Source organism: Polaribacter sp. KT 15, from assembly GCF_900143115.1.
Classification (GTDB): Bacteria; Bacteroidota; Bacteroidia; order Flavobacteriales; family Flavobacteriaceae; genus Polaribacter; species Polaribacter marinaquae.
Window position 1 is genome coordinate 2,526,695 of the sequence record NZ_LT670850.1, and the last position, 21,571, is coordinate 2,548,265.

The following is a 21,571-nucleotide window of genomic DNA, read 5'->3' on the forward strand; positions in this document are numbered from 1 at the left end:
CGAAATTAAAATTGGAGGAATTGAAACCGACTATTACCTTATTACTAACTAATAAAAAATCTTGTTGTTTAAAGACAGTTAATAAATATATTGTCTTTTAATCAAAGCAGAATACACCTTGTAATTATACAAGGTGTATTCTGCTTTTTGTTTTAAAATAATTAAATTAAATATGAGGAAAAATTACTTATTTACAAAACTGACTTCTTATACCTATAATAAGGTGTCTTTAATTTTTGCACTATTTGCTATTATATTATTTAGCAATAGTTCATATTCACAAACCTGTAACCTAAATGCTGGTAATAGTAAAACTATATGTGTTACAGATGGTTTATTTTTAACTAGTTCTTCTTTTGGTATTGCTCCTGGTGATACAGATCCTAAAGTAGTTAATCCAAGATGGACACAAGTTTCTGGACCAAGTGTAATTTTACAAACACCTAATTCAGCTTCTACGATTGTAGACGGATTAGTAGGTGGAGAAGTTTATGAGTTCAAACTAACAGGAGAATGTTTTGATGGTTCTGGTGATAACTCACAAAATGTAACGATTACTGTTAATGAAAATACTTTGGCAGAGGCTGGAGATAATATTAGCGGTTGTCCTGGTGTTTATTCGCTTTCGGCAAATGCACCTAACACAGCTATTGGTGAGGTTGGTGTGTGGACAATTAATGGAAATGACAATGCTGGTGTAACAATAGCAGATGTTAATTCTCCTACAACTACAATTACATTAAGTGATACAGAAGTTGGTGATACTACATTAAGATGGTCTATTACAAATCCGTCACAAACAAAAACTTGTCCTACAGACGACCTTGTGGTTATTACAAATCTAGGAGGTGACCCAGTTGTAGATGCTGGCCCAGATTTAGAAGCATTTACAAATGTACCAGAATGTTATACGAATTTTCAAAGTGTAACAATGTCTGCATCTGTAGGTGGTTTAGGTAACGGTCAGCAAGGTACTTGGTCTTTTGTTTCGGGTCCTGCTTTACCAAATATTGTAGATTTAAATAACCCCAATACAGTTGTAAGCCAATTAACAGAAGGTTCTTATACTTTAAGGTGGACGGTAAACGGTCCTTGTGCTACAGGAACAGATACAGTTACTATAAATGTGCCTGCGGCAACTCAACAAAATACGAGTTCATATGCTGGTCCAGATCAAGTATATTGTACGCCAGTAACATCTACCGTTTTAGAAGGTAATTTGCCACTTTATGCAGGTGAAACAGGTTTGTGGACTCAAATAGATAGTAACCCTGCTGTTACTTTTAGTGATAATACAAGTAATACAACTACAGTTTCAGGAATGTCTGGTACTGCAGATTATAGATTTAGATGGACAATTACTGCACCAAATTTAGGAAATCCACTTTACGAATGTGATTCTTCTGATGATGTAAGAGTTTTATTCAGAAACGATCCTACAACAATTGATGTTAATGGAGCAACTAATACCATTATACTTCCAACTACTCCAGAGAATCCTATACCTTCTTCACCATATAATAGTGTAGATTTACCTTATGTTTTTTCAGGAGGAACTAGTACAACTGCTGCTTTAGTAAGTGGACCAGGTACAGTAGTGCCAGTCTATACATATTCTTCAGGAAATATAAATGTTTCTGGTTTAGATGACATTGGTACTTACGTAATACGTATTACTAGATTTGCATCAGGAGAAGGTTTAACAGGTTGTGGTTCTGCATCAGAAGATATTACGATTATAGTTTCAGAAGCACCAGGAGCAAATCAAGATATGGCAGCAAATGCTGGTACAGATTCTGTTTTACCCTGTGGTGATGCATCTACTAACTTAGCGGGTAATGATCCTACGGCAACAAAACCAGGTGTAACAAATGTATATACTGGTTATTGGACTCAAATTGATGGGCCAGATGTTGCAGTGTTTACTGATGAAACTTTATATAACACATTAGTTACGATGACGACTTCTGGGGTTTACAACTTTAGATGGCATATTGTTAGTGGTCCTCCTGGGTCAACACCTTCTACAGACGATACACAAGTTACAGTATCTATCACGCCAAATTCTCAAATAATTCCTCCGCCATCTACAAGTAATTTATGTGCTGGTGACTTTATATTAGAAGCAACACCATTAGCAGAAAATGAAGTTGGTGAGTGGGTTCAGGTAGATGCTAATCCAGCAGTTGTTTTTTCTGATAAGAATAATATAAGAACATCGGTAAATTTAGCGCCTAATACTATATACACGATAGAGTGGCAGGTAGCAACTACGGCTGCTATACCATGTACCTATGCAACATCAGTAACATTAGATGTAGATTCAGATGTTGCACCTTCGGCCGCATTTGCAGGAGATGATTTTTGTTTGCCTAGTGGAACTACAAGTGTAACTTTAAATGCAGATGCATCGAGTTTTAATGATACTAATCAGACTATAGGAGAATGGACAATTGTAAGTAAGCCAAATGGCGCACCAGATCCTACTACTACATATGGTATAAAAACTCCAGGTCAAGGTGCTACACCAGATTATTATTATTCACAAACAGATGCAGACCCTAATGCAACTTATACAGGTTTACAAGCAGGTCAATATGTTTTTGAATGGAAAACCACAAACCCTTCTGCATGTACAACAGAATTTACAGATACGGTTTCTATTACTGTCGATCCGGGAGTTATTTATGATGCCGGAACAATTACTGATGTATGTGCTACGAGTCAACCAATATCTGTTACAATGAATGCAGATGATCCTGTTGTACATGGTTTTACAGGTACTTGGATTTTAAAGCAAGGGGATAATTCTTGGTCTGTAGACGATATAAATTCACCTACAGCAACTTTTTCTAATTTAAAACCTGGGTATTCTTATGAATTTGAATGGAATGTAGATAAAGGTCTTTGTACTTATGATAATCCAGATTCAGTAAGTTTTGATGTGTATTTGCAAGCAGAAGATGCTGCTTTAACAGGCGCGTCATCAGATACTACGTGTGGTACTTCTTATGTATCATCTCAAGTAGATAACTCTACTACAGTTTATGGAGGCTTAGGATCGCAAGCAGTAGCAACCCCAGGAAACGGTGGTACTGGAATATGGTCTATAGTTTCAGGACCAAATAATCCTACAATAAACGCCACAAACCCAGATCTTACAGTTTCAGGAATGTCTACAGGTGTTTATGTTTTTAGATGGACAATTTCTTCGGATAATCCATTTTGTCCTCCGAGTGTTCCTTCTGTAGATTTTACGTTAACTGTAAATGAACCAGCAGATGCAGGTGCAGATATAGATTTATGCGACGCAACATCTGTTATCTTACAAGGTAATGAAACGTTATCTAATAATGGTACATGGACTTTTTTAAGCTCTACAGGTTCAGATAGTCCTAATCCTGTTTCAATTGGAAATGGATTAGCCACTGTTGATATTATTCCAGGTAATACATATCAATTTACATATACTACGCCTGGTGTAGCTTGTGGAGATACAGATACTGTAACTGTTACAAACAGTGCACCACCAGAAACACCTAATGCAGGTACAGATCAAGAGGTTTGTTTGGGAGATACGAACATTGCAACCATGAATGCAACTGCGTTAACAAGTCCAAGTGAAGGTGAATGGTCAGTAATAAGTGAACCAGCTCCAGGTGCTGCAAATATACTTGCAGTTAACAATCCAACAACAAATATTGAGCTTTCTACAACAGTAGAAGGTTTGTATATATTTCAATTTAAATCAACCAATCCTGGAAGTAATTGTACTAACGGAATAAGTGATTTTATTCGAGTTAATTCTTATTTAGAACCAAGTGATGCAGTTATTACGCCAATTCCAGATAATTCTTGTCAGTTTTCAACTGTTTTAGAAGCTGCAACACCAATAAACGGTTTAGGAACTTGGGAATTAATTGATAGTAATAGTTTAGATGGTAGTGGTAATCCTTATAATATTGCTGCATATGATCCGCCAGCATCTTATACTCCAGGAGATATTTCAATTGATAGCCCAAACAATCCTACAACAGCTCTTTCTATAGTTAATGAATATACATTAGCTTTAGGTGATTATACTTTTAGATGGAAGGTTGCAAACGGTAGTTGTGCAACTAAAGAAGATATTATAACAATAACTTATAATGGTGTTCCTCCAACAGATCCAGATGCAGGACCTAACCAGTTTTTATGCGCGTCTTCTTCTGTTATAATGAATGGTAATAACATAACTGTTGGTACCGGAGAGTGGTCTCAGGTAGGTACTACACCATCAATAGTAACTTTTGATAATAAATTTAATGAAGATACAGGAGTTACAGGATTAACAAGTGCAGGAGTTTATACTTTTATGTGGACTTCGTCAAATGGTGGATGTTCTTTCTCTGATACAATGGAGGTAACAATTACAGATGATGTAGCAGCAGCAAATGCGGGCCCAGATCAAAATTTATCTCAGTTTGATGCTGTTGTTTTAGCAGCAAACGACCCTTTACCAGGAGAAGGAGTTTGGACATTTGTATCAGGACCAAATACACCAAATATTTTAGATATAAATGACCCTGCTACAAATGTTGCAGGTACAGTACCAGGTACTTACGAATTTACTTGGACAGTAGATAATAATCCATGTGTAAGAACCACAGATAACGTTATTATAACAATATTACCTAGTGTAGATTTAGATTTAGAAAAAACATTAGTAACACCTTTACCAATCAGTGTAGGTGATGTTTTAGATTTTCAGATTGAAGTTACAAACAATAATGCCAATTTTGACGGAACAGGAGTAAGTGTGTTAGACGAACTACCAATAGGTTATTCTATTGTAACAGGTTCTGTAAGTAATGGAGGTATTTATAATTCTGGAGGGAGAAGTATTAATTGGGATGGTTTAACAATTTCAAAAGGTAGTTCTGTTATCTTAACATATAAAGTTACAGTAGAAGCTTCTGGACCTTATATAAATACTGCACAAATTACAAGCTTAGATCAATCAGATCCAGATTCTACACCTAATAATAATGTCTTATCAGAAGACGATCAAAGTTCTGTAACTACAACACCGGGTCCGGTAGTAGATATTGCTTTAGTTAAAACGGTAAATAACGCAGCTCCAAATGTGGGTTCTAACGTTATATTTACGATAACTGTAAATAATAACGGACCAAGTAATGCTACTGGTATTGCTGTTTCAGATGTGTTACCATCTGGTTATACATATGTAAGTTCTAATTCTGCAACAGGTGGCGCAAGTATCGATGATTCGACACCAGCCTCTGGAACAGGAATTGTATGGACTGTTGGGAATTTAGCAAGTGGAGCATCAGAAACTTTAGATATTACGGCTACAGTTAATGCGTCAGGTTCATATAACAATACCGCTTCAATATCAGCAACAAATGAAACAGATTCAGATACTTCTAATAACCAAGATTCTGAAGCAACAGTTCCAGTATCTGTTGCAGATTTAAATTTAACAAAAACGGTAAGTGCACCAGCAAATGGTTCAAGTTATTTAGTTGGCGAAAAAGTTAAATTTACAATTACAGTTAATAATGCAGGACCAAGTATTGCTACAGGAGTTAATGTAGTAGAATATTTACCAACAGGATATTCGTATGATGCCGATAATGGTTCTGGAGCTTATACACCAGCAACTGGTTCTTGGGTTATAGGTACTATATCAGCAGGAGGATCTTCAGTTTTAGAAATTGATGCAATTATTAATGATTCGGGTAATTATAATAATGTAGCAGAAGTAGTTCATTCAGATCAACAAGATCCAGATTCTACACCTGGTAACAACACTATTACAGAAGATGATCAAGCACAAGTTGATATTACACCAACAAAGGTGGCCAATTTATCACTTGTTAAAACAGTAGATGAATCAACTCCTATAGTAGGAGATAATGTAAAGTTTACACTTGCTTTAACAAATGCAGGCCCAAGTGATGCTACATCAGTAGTAGTTAATGATCAATTACCTGTAGGTTATACATTTGTAAGTTATACAGCAACTTCAGGTGCTTATGATTCAGTTACTGGTAATTGGACACTTTCAGGAAGTGTTTTAAACGGAAAAACAGAATATTTAGATATTGTAGCCACGGTAAACGCTGCAACAGGTGCTGCTAATGAATATAAAAATGATGCTGAAGTTACTGCAACAGATCAATTTGATCCAAACTCTACAGAAAATAATGGAGTTGTAACCGAAGACGATTATTCTACTACAAGCACAACACCAACACCCTTAATAGATTTATCATTAACAAAATCTGTAGATAACGTGCAAGCTGTGGCAGGTACAGATGTGGTATTTACAGTAATTGTATCTAATGATGGACCAAGTAACGCAACAGGAGTTGTAGTTACAGATCAATTACCATCAGGATATACTTTAGTAAGTCATACTGGTGGCGCAAGTTACGTGCCAGCTACAGGTGTTTGGACTATAGGAAATTTAGCAAACGGAACAACAGCTACTTTAAATGTTACAGCAACTGTATTAGCTACAGGAAATTATACAAATGTTGCAGAAATTACAAGTGCAACAGAAACAGATGTTGATTCTGCACCAAACAATGATGATTTAACAGAAGATGATCAAGATGAGGTAACAGTATCTAGAGATCCTTTAGTTAACTTGAGTTTAACTAAAGGAGTAGATGTTCCTTCACCTAATGTAGGTAGCAATGTTAAATTTACAATTACAGTAACAAATGTAGGACCAAGTAACGCAACAGGAGTTGTGGTTTCAGATGAATTACCAAGTGGTTATAGTTTTGTAGGAGCAACACCATCTGTTGGATCTTATGATTCAGTATCAGGTTCTTGGACCATTGGAAATTTAGGAATTACAAATGCTACTTTAGAGATTGAAGCAACAGTTTTACCAACAGGAGATTATGACAATGTTGCCGAAATTACAGGAACTACAGAAGTAGATGAAAACTCTACACCTGGTAATAATGATATTTTAGAAGATGATCAAGAAAAGGTAGTTGTTACACCTGTAGAAAGAGCAGATTTATCTGTATCTAAAGTTGTAGATATATCTTCGCCAAATGTTGGCGATAATGTTACGTTTACTATTGATGTAAGCAATGCAGGACCAAGTGATGCTACAAATGTTGTAATTACAGATCAATTACCAACAGGTTACCAGTTTGTAAGTGCAAGTCCAACAGCAGGAATGTATAATAGTACAACAGGGTTATGGACTGTATCAAGACCAATTATAGCAGGTACAACAGAAACAATTCAAATAGTAGCCACAGTTTTAGAAAGTGGAGTTTATAAAAATGATGCAGAAGTAACAAGTAGTGATCAAGCAGATCCAGATTCTACAGTAAATGATGGAACAGGAGATGATTTTTCAACAGTAACACCATCACCATCACCATTAGTAGACCTTGCTTTAATGAAGAGAATAGACAATGCAACACCAGATGTTGGTTCTGATGTTGTCTTTACTATTGAAATTGTTAATAACGGTCCAAGTAATGCTACTGGAGTTGTTTCAAACGATTTATTACCTTCAGGGTATTCTTGGGTAAGTGATGACAGTACAGGAGATTATGTTCCTGCTACAGGTGTTTGGTCAATAGGAAATTTAGCTATTAATGCAAAAGCAACTTTAAATATTACAGCCACTGTTTTAGCAACAGGAGATTATACAAATACAGCCACTGTAACCAGTGCAGAAACTGATGATGACACGACTAATAATACAAATAGTATTTCTAGTACACCAAGACCAATTGCAGATTTAGTAGTAACAAAAGCAGTTGTTAATGCATCACCAAATGTTGGTGAAAATGTAGTGTTTAATTTAACTGTTAAAAATGAAGGTCCAAGTGACGCAACAGGAGTTGTAGTTACAGACAAGTTGCCTTCAGGATATGCTTTTGTATCTTCAACGGAAACAGTGACAACTACTTATAATGATGTTTCTGGAGCTTGGAATGTAGGAAGTTTAGCTAATGGAGTAACAGCTAATTTATCTATTACAGCTAAAGTATTAGGTACAGGAGATTATGATAATGTTGCACAAGTAACAGGGTCAGATCAACATGATTTAGATTCAACACCTAATAATAACAATCCATCAGAAGATGATTATAGTGAAGTGCCAGTTACACCTATAAATAGTGCAAATCTAGTAACAACTAAAGAGGTAGATAATCCAACTCCTAATGAAGGAGATACAATTATTTATAAAATTGTAGTTACAAATAACGGAGGAACAACTGCTGCAACAGGTGTTAATTTAACAGATAATTTACCAGCAGGAGTTACTTATGTAAGTGATGATAGTTCAGGAGCCTATAATTCAGGTTCTGGAATTTGGACAATTGGTGACTTAGCGGTTAACGCAAGTGTAACTTTAAATATTATAGCTACAGTTAATGCTAACACTTCTGGTAACACAATTATAAATACTACTTCGAGAGCATCAGGAGATCAAGTAGACCCTACAAATGTTGGTGATGATTTAACAGAAACAATTATTGTTAATAAGCCACCGGTAGCAACAAATGATAGTGTATCAGGAGTTGTTACAGGAACGCCTGCAGTTTTAACAGATATCTCAGGAAACGATACGTTGAGTGATGGAAGTGCAGTAGACACGACACCAGGAGGAAATGCGACTATTAGTTTAGATCCAACAGATTCAGATGGAGATGGGAATCCATTAACATTGGATGTACCAGGCGAAGGAGTTTGGACGTATGATCCAGCAACGGATGATTTAACATTTGATCCAGATCTAGGCTTTACAGCAGATCCAACCCCAATAGATTATACTTTAACAGAGACAGGCACAGGTTTAACAGATACAGCTACAGTAACTGTAGGTTATGTAGCGCAAGCGCCGGTAGCTGTTTTAGATAGTGATTTAGACAATACACCAAATACAGCAGTAACGTTAAATGTAACATCTAATGATGCAGATTCAGATGCAGCAGCAGGAGGTGTAATTGATCCAATGACTGTTAGTTTAATAACACCAGCAGGAGCAACTAGTGAGGTGATTGATGCCAATGGCGATGTGACTAGTTTTGCAGTACCAGGAGAAGGAACTTGGAGTGTGAATGAGGCTACAGGGTCAATTACTTTTACGCCATTAGCAGGTTTTACAAATGATCCAACAGTTGTTAGTTACAATGTAGAGGACAATGATGGCAATCAGTCTAATAATGTAACAGTAACGGTAGATTATGTACCAGTAGCAGTAAATGATGAGAGTTTAGGCAATACTGTAGCATCAGATGTTACACTAAATGTTTTAGGTAATGATACAGAGGGCGATGCAGTTGTAGCGAACACTTTTGTGTTTGGAAGTACAGCAAACCCATTACCAGCAGGAGCAGTTGTGAGTGGTACACCAGGAGCATCGGATTATCAATTAACAGTAGCAGGTGAAGGAGTTTGGTCTTATGATGGATCAGGTAGTTTAACCTTCGATCCAGAAGCAGGCTTTACAACAGATCCAACAGTGATTGGTTATACGGTAAGTGATGCAGAAGGCAATGCAACTTCAGCAACAGCAACAGTTACTTATGGAGAGTTGCCCCCAGTAGCGAATGACAATACAGATGTAACTTTAAATACGACAACACAACCAAGTGCACCGTTACAGATTTTAACGGATGATTTATTAAGTGATGGCGTAACACCAGCAAGTCCAACGAATACGACTTTAGATTTAGATCCATCTACAGCAGGCGTTCAAGATGTCTTGGTAGTTGCAGGAGAAGGAACTTGGAATTATAATTCAGCAAATGGAGAGATTGTATTTACCCCAGAAACGATATTAGGAGGATTTGCATCTAATTTCACAGCAGATCCAACGCCTATAGTTTATACTTTAACAGAGAATCAAACAGGTTTAACAGATACTGCAACAGTAACGATCGATTATCAAGAAGTTGCCCCAATAGCGAATGATGATATTTCATCATCAAATCCAGCAGGCGCAGTAACATTAGATCCATTAACAGGAGCAGGAGCAGATACCGATTCAGATGGTGTAATTGATCCAACAAGGGTAAGTTTGGTAGTTCCATCAGGAGCCACTACAAATGTTGTAGATGGAAACAATGATGTAACAAGTGTTACAGTACCAGGAGAAGGAACATGGAATGTTGATGAAGTTACGGGATCAATTACTTTTACACCATTAACAGGTTTTACAGATGACCCAACACCTATAGATTATAACATAGCGGATAATGATGGGAATGTAAGTGCTACGCCAGCTACAGTAACGGTAGATTATGTACCAGTAGCAGTAAATGATGAGAGTTTAGGCAATACTGTAGCATCAGATGTTACACTAAATGTTTTAGGTAATGATACAGAAGGCGATGCAGTTGTAGCGAACACTTTTGTGTTTGGAAGTACAGCAAACCCATTATCAGCAGGAGCAGTTGTGAGTGGTACACCAGGAGCATCGGATTATCAATTAACAGTAGCAGGTGAAGGAGTTTGGTCTTATGACGGATCAGGAAGTTTAACCTTCGATCCAGAAGCAGGCTTTACAACAGATCCAACAGTGATTGGTTATACGGTAAGTGATGCAGAAGGCAATGCAACTTCAGCTATAGTAACAGTTACTTATGGAGAGTTACCACCGGTAGCGAATGACAATACAGATGTAACTTTAAATACGACAACACAGCCAAGTGCACCGTTACAGATTTTAACGGATGATTTATTAAGTGATGGCGTAACACCAGCAAGTCCAACGAATACGACTTTAGATTTAGATCCATCTACAGCAGGCGTTCAAGATGTCTTAGTAGTTGCAGGAGAAGGAACTTGGAATTATAATTTAGCAAACGGAGAGATTGTATTTACTCCAGAAACGATATCAGGAGGATTTGCATCTAATTTCACAGCAGATCCAACGCCTATAGTTTATACTTTAACAGAGAATCAAACAGGTTTAACAGATACTGCAACAGTAACGATCGATTATCAAGAAGTTGCCCCAATAGCGAATGATGATATTTCATCATCAAATCCAGCAGGCGCAGTAACATTAGATCCATTAACAGGAGCAGGAGCAGATACCGATTCAGATGGTGTAATTGATCCAACAAGGGTAAGTTTGGTAGTTCCATCAGGAGCCACTACAAATGTTGTAGATGGAAACAATGATGTAACAAGTGTTACAGTACCAGGAGAAGGAACATGGAATGTTGATGAAGTTACGGGATCAATTACTTTTACACCATTAACAGGTTTTACAGATGACCCAACACCTATAGATTATAACATAGCGGATAATGATGGGAATGTAAGTGCTACGCCAGCTACAGTAACGGTAGATTATGTACCAGTAGCAGTAAATGATGAGAGTTTAGGCAATACTGTAGCATCAGATGTTACACTAAATGTTTTAGGTAATGATACAGAAGGCGATGCAGTTGTAGCGAACACTTTTGTGTTTGGAAGTACAGCAAACCCATTATCAGCAGGAGCAGTTGTGAGTGGTACACCAGGAGCATCGGATTATCAATTAACAGTAGCAGGTGAAGGAGTTTGGTCTTATGACGGATCAGGAAGTTTAACCTTCGATCCAGAAGCAGGCTTTACAACAGATCCAACAGTGATTGGTTATACGGTAAGTGATGCAGAAGGCAATGCAACTTCAGCTATAGTAACAGTTACTTATGGAGAGTTACCACCGGTAGCGAATGACAATACAGATGTAACTTTAAATACGACAACACAGCCAAGTGCACCGTTACAGATTTTAACGGATGATTTATTAAGTGATGGCGTAACACCAGCAAGTCCAACGAATACGACTTTAGATTTAGATCCATCTACAGCAGGCGTTCAAGATGTCTTAGTAGTTGCAGGAGAAGGAACTTGGAATTATAATTTAGCAAACGGAGAGATTGTATTTACTCCAGAAACGATATTAGGAGGATTTGCATCTAATTTCACAGCAGATCCAACGCCTATAGTTTATACTTTAACAGAGAATCAAACAGGTTTAACAGATACTGCAACAGTAACGATCGATTATCAAGAGGTTGCCCCAACAGCGAATGATGATAGTTCATTATCGAATACTGTAGGCGCAGTAACATTAGATCCATTAACAGGAGCAGGAGCAGATACTGATTCAGACGGTGTAATTGATCCAACTAGGGTAAGTTTGGTAGTTCCAGCAGGAGCAACGACAGATGATATTGATGGAAACAATGATGTAACAAGTGTTACAGTACCAGGAGAAGGAACATGGAATGTTGATGAAGTTACGGGATCAATTACTTTTACACCATTAACAGGTTTTACAGATGACCCAACACCTATAGATTATAACATAGCGGATAATGATGGGAATGTAAGTGCTACGCCAGCTACAGTAACGGTAGATTATGTACCAGTAGCAGTAAATGATGAGAGTTTAGGCAATACTGTAGCATCAGATGTTACACTAAATGTTTTAGGTAATGATACAGAAGGCGATGCAGTTGTAGCGAACACTTTTGTGTTTGGAAGTACAGCAAACCCATTATCAGCAGGAGCAGTTGTGAGTGGTACACCAGGAGCATCGGATTATCAATTAACAGTAGCAGGTGAAGGAGTTTGGTCTTATGACGGATCAGGAAGTTTAACCTTCGATCCAGAAGCAGGCTTTACAACAGATCCAACAGTGATTGGTTATACGGTAAGTGATGCAGAAGGCAATGCAACTTCAGCTATAGTAACAGTTACTTATGGAGAGTTACCACCGGTAGCGAATGACAATACAGATGTAACTTTAAATACGACAACACAGCCAAGTGCACCGTTACAGATTTTAACGGATGATTTATTAAGTGATGGCGTAACACCAGCAAGTCCAACGAATACGACTTTAGATTTAGATCCATCTACAGCAGGCGTTCAAGATGTCTTAGTAGTTGCAGGAGAAGGAACTTGGAATTATAATTTAGCAAACGGAGAGATTGTATTTACCCCAGAAACGATATCAGGAGGATTTGCATCTAATTTCACAGCAGATCCAACGCCTATAGTTTATACTTTAACAGAGAATCAAACAGGTTTAACAGATACTGCAACAGTAACGATCGATTATCAAGAAGTTGCCCCAATAGCGAATGATGATAGTTCATTATCGAATACCGTAGGCGCAGTAACATTAGATCCATTAACAGGAGCAGGAGCAGATACTGATTCAGACGGTGTAATTGATCCAACTAGGGTAAGTTTGGTAGTTCCAGCAGGAGCAACGACAGATGATATTGATGGAAACAATGATGTAACAAGTGTTACAGTACCAGGAGAAGGAACATGGAATGTTGATGAAGTTACGGGATCAATTACTTTTACACCATTAACAGGTTTTACAGATGACCCAACACCTATAGATTATAACATAGCGGATAATGATGGGAATGTAAGTGCTACGCCAGCTACAGTAACGGTAGATTATGTACCAGTAGCAGTAAATGATGAGAGTTTAGGCAATACTGTAGCATCAGATGTTACACTAAATGTTTTAGGTAATGATACAGAAGGCGATGCAGTTGTAGCGAACACTTTTGTGTTTGGAAGTACAGCAAACCCATTATCAGCAGGAGCAGTTGTGAGTGGTACACCAGGAGCATCGGATTATCAATTAACAGTAGCAGGTGAAGGAGTTTGGTCTTATGACGGATCAGGAAGTTTAACCTTCGATCCAGAAGCAGGCTTTACAACAGATCCAACAGTGATTGGTTATACGGTAAGTGATGCAGAAGGCAATGCAACTTCAGCTATAGTAACAGTTACTTATGGAGAGTTACCACCGGTAGCGAATGACAATACAGATGTAACTTTAAATACGACAACACAGCCAAGTGCACCGTTACAGATTTTAACGGATGATTTATTAAGTGATGGCGTAACACCAGCAAGTCCAACGAATACGACTTTAGATTTAGATCCATCTACAGCAGGCGTTCAAGATGTCTTAGTAGTTGCAGGAGAAGGAACTTGGAATTATAATTTAGCAAACGGAGAGATTGTATTTACTCCAGAAACGATATCAGGAGGATTTGCATCTAATTTCACAGCAGATCCAACGCCTATAGTTTATACTTTAACAGAGAATCAAACAGGTTTAACAGATACTGCAACAGTAACGATCGATTATCAAGAAGTTGCCCCAATAGCGAATGATGATATTTCATCATCAAATCCAGCAGGCGCAGTAACATTAGATCCATTAACAGGAGCAGGAGCAGATACCGATTCAGATGGTGTAATTGATCCAACAAGGGTAAGTTTGGTAGTTCCATCAGGAGCCACTACAAATGTTGTAGATGGAAACAATGATGTAACAAGTGTTACAGTACCAGGAGAAGGAACATGGAATGTTGATGAAGTTACGGGATCAATTACTTTTACACCATTAACAGGTTTTACAGATGACCCAACACCTATAGATTATAACATAGCGGATAATGATGGGAATGTAAGTGCTACGCCAGCTACAGTAACGGTAGATTATGTACCAGTAGCAGTAAATGATGAGAGTTTAGGCAATACTGTAGCATCAGATGTTACACTAAATGTTTTAGGTAATGATACAGAAGGCGATGCAGTTGTAGCGAACACTTTTGTGTTTGGAAGTACAGCAAACCCATTATCAGCAGGAGCAGTTGTGAGTGGTACACCAGGAGCATCGGATTATCAATTAACAGTAGCAGGTGAAGGAGTTTGGTCTTATGACGGATCAGGAAGTTTAACCTTCGATCCAGAAGCAGGCTTTACAACAGATCCAACAGTGATTGGTTATACGGTAAGTGATGCAGAAGGCAATGCAACTTCAGCTATAGTAACAGTTACTTATGGAGAGTTACCACCGGTAGCGAATGACAATACAGATGTAACTTTAAATACGACAACACAGCCAAGTGCACCGTTACAGATTTTAACGGATGATTTATTAAGTGATGGCGTAACACCAGCAAGTCCAACGAATACGACTTTAGATTTAGATCCATCTACAGCAGGCGTTCAAGATGTCTTAGTAGTTGCAGGAGAAGGAACTTGGAATTATAATTTAGCAAACGGAGAGATTGTATTTACTCCAGAAACGATATCAGGAGGATTTGCATCTAATTTCACAGCAGATCCAACGCCTATAGTTTATACTTTAACAGAGAATCAAACAGGTTTAACAGATACTGCAACAGTAACGATCGATTATCAAGAAGTTGCCCCAATAGCGAATGATGATATTTCATCATCAAATCCAGCAGGCGCAGTAACATTAGATCCATTAACAGGAGCAGGAGCAGATACCGATTCAGATGGTGTAATTGATCCAACAAGGGTAAGTTTGGTAGTTCCATCAGGAGCCACTACAAATGTTGTAGATGGAAACAATGATGTAACAAGTGTTACAGTACCAGGAGAAGGAACATGGAATGTTGATGAAGTTACGGGATCAATTACTTTTACACCATTAACAGGTTTTACAGATGACCCAACACCTATAGATTATAACATAGCGGATAATGATGGGAATGTAAGTGCTACGCCAGCTACAGTAACGGTAGATTATGTACCAGTAGCAGTAAATGATGAGAGTTTAGGCAATACTGTAGCATCAGATGTTACACTAAATGTTTTAGGTAATGATACAGAAGGCGATGCAGTTGTAGCGAACACTTTTGTGTTTGGAAGTACAGCAAACCCATTACCAGCAGGAGCAGTTGTGAGTGGTACACCAGGAGCATCGGATTATCAATTAACAGTTGCAGGTGAAGGAGTTTGGTCTTATGACGGATCAGGAAGTTTAACCTTCGATCCAGAAGCAGGCTTTACAACAGATCCAACAGTGATTGGTTATACGGTAAGTGATGCAGAAGGCAATGCAACTTCAGCTATAGTAACAGTTACTTATAATGAAGTATCACCAGTAGCTACAGATGATAGCGTAAATGGTATTGTAACAGGAGTTGATGCAGTATTGTCAGACATTTCAGTTAATGATACGTTGAGTGATGGAAGTCCAGTAGACACAAATCCATCGACAGGGAATGCTACGATAAGTATTGATCCAAATGATACAGACGGAGATGGAAATCCATTGACATTAGATGTACCAGGCGAAGGAGTTTGGAGTTATGATCCAACTACAGATGATTTAACATTTAATCCAGACCCAACATTTACAGCAGATCCAACACCAATAGTTTACACATTAACAGAGACAATTACCGGAGAGAGCACAACAGCAATTGCTAGTGCAGGTTATGTAGCACAAGCGCCGGTAGCAACAAGTGATACTGATTTAAATAATGTGCCAGGAAACTTAGTGACTGTGGATGTAACGTCTAATGATGCCGATTCAGATGCATCAGGAAGTATAGATCCAACAACAGTAAGTTTAATTGTACCAGTTGGTACAGCTACAAATGTTAATAAAGATGCTAATGGAGATGTAATAAGTTTTGTGATTCCAGGAGAAGGAACTTGGTTTGTTGATGCTATATCAGGATCAATAACATTTACTCCGGAAGTTGGTTATACACAAGATCCAACACCAATAGCTTATACAGTAGATGATAATGATGGTAATATTTCTAATCAAGCTACAGTAACGATAGGTTATTCTCCATTAAATATTATAGCAACTAATGATGACTTTACAAATAGTCCGGTTAACGGGATAGAAGGAGAATCATTAGTAGGAAATATTTTAACTAGTGATACTGGTGATGGTTTTGATACTTTAAATGGAGATGCAGCAACTAGAAATAATGTTATTATTTCGATAGTTAATCCGGCAACACCAATAGTTGCAGGAGCATTAGTACCAGTAATTGATGTAGTAACAGGTAATATAACTGTACCAGCAGGAACACCTGCAGATACATATACAATCACATACTCTATATGTGATAAGTTAGAGCCAAATCCACCAGGTAATTGCGACACCGCTGTTGTAACAGTAGTTGTAGAAGCAGCTCCAATTGTTGCAGAAGATGACGTAATAGCAGGCGGAAATGGATTAAACGGTAATTCAAATGTAGGTAACTTATTTGATGATAATACTGATGGTAATGATACGCTAAACGGAGTATCAACAGATGTATCTGATGTTGCAATATCAATAATTGCACCGGCAACACCTAAATTGCCAGGAGCACCTGTACCAAGTGTAGATGTATCAACAGGAGTTATAAGTATTCCTCCAGGAACACCTGCAGGAGATTATGAGATAAATTACTCTATATGTGAGATATTAAATCCTAGTAACTGTGATACAGCAACAATTACCGTAACTGTAGATCCAGCAAAAATAGATGCTATTAATGATGATTTTTCTGCAATACCTATTAATGGATTAGATGGAGCAAATACTGCAAGTGTATTATTAAATGATACATTAAACGGAGTGATAGTTTCACCAGCAGATGTTAATTTAACTGCAGGAGTTGCACCAACAACAACTTCTGGAGGATTGACTATGAATGCAGATGGTACAATTACAGTTGCACCAAATACACCTGCAGGAACTTATGTGTATCCATATACAATTTGTGAAGTTTTAAATCCTACAAATTGCGATACAGCAGAAGCTACAGTTGTAGTAGAAGAGGCTGTTATAGATGCGATTGTAGATGATTATTCATTAAGTCCAGTAAATGGATTAGATGGAGAACCTAATGTAGGAAATGCTTTAGATAACGATACTCTAAATGGTATTCCTGTAGTACTTGCAGATGTAACAATTACTATAAAAACACCAGCAACTCCAATTGCAGGAGCACCGGTTCCTGTAATAGATCCTGCTACGGGTATTGTAAGTGTGCCAGTTGGTACACCAGGCGGAACGTATACTATAGAATACACTATTTGTGAAAACTTAAATCCAAATAATTGTGATACAACAACTGTTATAGTTGTAGTTGATTCACCAGAGATTGTTGCAGTTGATAATATTCCTGTAACGCCTGTAAATGGATTTGAAGGTAAAGTAGCTGTAGTTAATGTTTTTGATAATGATACTTTAAACGGTATTTTAGTAAATCCTGATGAAGTGACATTAAAGTTAATAACTGCAGACCCAAATAATGCATTAACATTAAACGGAGATGGAACTGTAGATGTTGCTCCAGGAACAGCAGCAGGAACATACGAATTAGAATATCAAATATGTGAAGTTTTAAATCCAACAAATTGTGATATAGCTAAAGTAATTGTAGTTGTTGAAGAGGCTATTATTGTGGCAGAAAATGATGATTTCAGTTCGAAGCCAGTAAATAGTTTAGATGGTAGTGCAAACGTAGGAAATGTGTTGGCAAATAATGGAGATGGAGCAGATACTTTAAATGGAAGTTCTGTTGATATTGATGCTGTAAATTTAACGGTAGTTTCACCAGCAACACCATTAACACCAGGTGCTACTGTACCAGTAATAGACCCATCAACAGGTATTGTTAGCGTTCCATCTGGAACTCCAGCAGGTACATATAAAATTGGTTATAGCATTTGTGAGGAATTAAATCCAACAAATTGTGATGATGCAATAGTAACGGTAGTTGTAGGTACAGGGCCAATTGTAGCTAATGATGATATAATTGGTAATGTTGATGGTTATAATGGAGATGATAACGTAGGAAATGTTTTAACCGACAATGGAAGCGGATCTGATACTTTAAACGGAGTGCCAGTTCTAATTGATGAAGTAGTTATTTCTATAGTTACTCCTGCAACACCTTTAGTGTCTGGTGCGCCAGTTCCAACAATAGATCCATCAACAGGAATTATCAGTGTACCTTCAGGAACACCGGGTGGTTCTTATGAAATAGAATATCAGATATGTGAAGTTTTAAATCCAGTAAATTGTACAACAGCAATTGTAACTGTAGATGTAAAAGAAAGTGCAGATTTAACTTTATTAAAAGAAGTTGATGTAGATACGCCAAATGTGGGTGATACTGTAAACTTTACAATTACATTAACCAATAATGGTTTAAATAATGCTACCGGAGTAAATGTAGTAGATCAATTACCAACTGGTTATACTTTTGTTAGTGCAGTTGCTTCTGTAGGAACTTATAGTGAAGTTTCTGGATCATGGAATGTTGGTGCTGTAACAGCATCAGAAAATGAAACCTTAGTTATTACTGCAATGGTAAATGCCACTGGTAATTATTCAAATACAGCAGAAGTAACTTCATCAGATCAAGAAGATCCAACATCAACACCAGGAAATAGTAATCCTACAGAAGATGATTATGATGATGCAACTACAACACCAATAAAAATTACAGATTTAGTAACTACCAAAGTAGTAAGCCGATCTGTAGCAAATGTAGGTGATATAGTTGAGTTTACATTAAACGTTGTAAATAATGGGCCAAGTAATGCTACCGGAGTTAGTTTAATCGAAAACTTACCATCAGGGTTAACTTATATTAGTCATACAGCAACGGGTGGAACTGTAAATTCATTTACTTCTGGAATTTGGTCTATTGGTAATTTACCATTAGGCGGTTCTGCAACAATTACTATTAGAGCTTCGGTTAACAAAGGTGAAGCTGGAAATAATATTAATAATGTAGTAACTGCAGCTTCTGGAAATGAAGTTGACTTAACTACAGTTGGAGACGATTTAGAAGAGTCTATTTATGTAACTAGTGCAGATTTAGCAGTTACTAAAATTGTAGACGATGCTACACCAAATGTTGGTAACACTATTTCTTATGTAATAGAAGTTATTAATAATGGTCCAGATACAGCAACAAATGTAAGTCTGGTTGATAATTTACCTGTAGGTGTAACTTTTGTAAGTTCATCTACAACTAATGGTACTTTTAACAACGGATCTGGAGAATGGTCTATTGGTGATTTAGCTTCTGGTGCTTCTGCAAATTTAACTATTGAAGCGACTGTTAATGAAGGTACAATTGGTAAAACAATAACAAACACAACAAGTTCTGTAGTATCAGATCAAGAAGATCCAGATACTACAAATAATATTGGTGCTGTAAGTATTGTACCTGTCGGAGTAATAGATTTAAGGTTAACTAAAACAATTGTAAATAACATTACTACACCATTGGTTGGCGATAAATTAACTTTCGAAATTAGAGTTTATAATGATGGACCAACAGATGCTACAGGAGTTCAAGTTTCAGAGTTAGTTCCTTCTGGATATAAATATGAAAACTATAGTTCTACAATTGGTACTTATAATCCAACTACAGGTTTATGGAATATTGGTAAAGTAGAAGTTGGTAATACAGCAGTTTTATTAGTAGATGTTACAGTTTTAGAAAGCGGAGTTTACGAAAATTGTGCAGAAATTATAACTGCTAATGAAGATGACAAAGATTCTACACCTGCAAATGGAGTTGCAGCAGAAGACGATTATGATTGTGCATCTGTAACACCAGTAACAGAATTAGACTTATCAATAGTTAAAACTGTTGTTAATGGTAATACATCACCTAAAGTAGGAGAAGTGATAACTTTCGAAATTCAGTTAACTAATAACGGACCTATCAATGGTACAGATGTTACGGTAATTGATAACTTATTACCATTATCATACACATTTGTTAATTACAGTTCTACGGTTGGCGCTTATGATGAGAACACAGGAATCTGGAATGTTGGTAAAATTGCCGCAAATGATATCGAAATATTATTAATAGATGTTATCGTAGAGGCAGAAGGTACTACAGCAAGTTACACAAATTGTGCAACTGTAAATAGTGTTCATCAGCCAGATGTAAACGCAACTAACGATACATCATGTATAACTTTAACACCAGTACAAACTGTAGATTTAGAGTTAACTAAAGATGTTAGCGAAAACAAACCAGTTGCAGGTTCTAATGTAGACTTTACAGTGAATTTAACTAACAATGGTTTAAGTACTGCAAACGGTGTAGAAGTTCTAGACTTATTACCATCTGGTTATACATTTGTAAGTGCAACTACCACAGCAGGTTCTTATAATGAATTAACTGGTCTTTGGACAGTTGATACGGTCTTAAAAGATGAAACTCAAACATTAACTGTAACTGCAACTGTAGAGGCGTTTGGAGATTGGTTAAACATTGCAGAAGTAACTGCAATTAACGAGTTAGATATTGATTCTACACCAAACAACGGAGATCTTTACGAAGATGATATGGCACAAAGAGCAACAGAGCCAGAAGTATTATTAGCAATACCGGAAGGGTTTACACCAGACGGAGATGGTAAAAATGATGTGTTCGAGATAAAACATTTAGAAGTGTTGTATCCTAAGTTTGGAATGGAAATAGTAAATAGATATGGTAATGTGGTTTATACATATAAACACGATGGTAACCCAAGTACATCACCAAAATGGTGGAATGGTTTCTCTACAGGACGTTGGAATTTAAGTTCTGATAGTTTACCTGCAGGTACATACTACTATACTATTTACTTTAATAATGATGATAGAAAACCTCAAACAGGTTGGTTATATTTAAGAAAATAAAAATTGTAAAAACAGAAAATATAGAGAGAAAAGATTCTAAAAACTCTTTTCTCTCTT

General features: G+C 37.1%; 1 protein-coding gene. It reads left to right on the plus strand.

All coding sequences use genetic code 11. The features are described 5' to 3' along the window. Window positions 1–172: 172 nt before the first annotated feature. Window positions 173–21,514 (plus strand): gliding motility-associated C-terminal domain-containing protein, encoded by a 21,342-nt coding sequence (locus tag B5464_RS11350; RefSeq protein WP_079738450.1) that lies wholly within the window; start codon window positions 173–175, stop codon window positions 21,512–21,514. Window positions 21,515–21,571: the final 57 nt, after the last annotated feature.

Coding starts and splice junctions, on each gene's coding strand:
- B5464_RS11350 (WP_079738450.1), top strand. CDS start 173: ATGAGGAAAAATTACTTATTTACAAAACTGACTTCTTATACCTATAAT.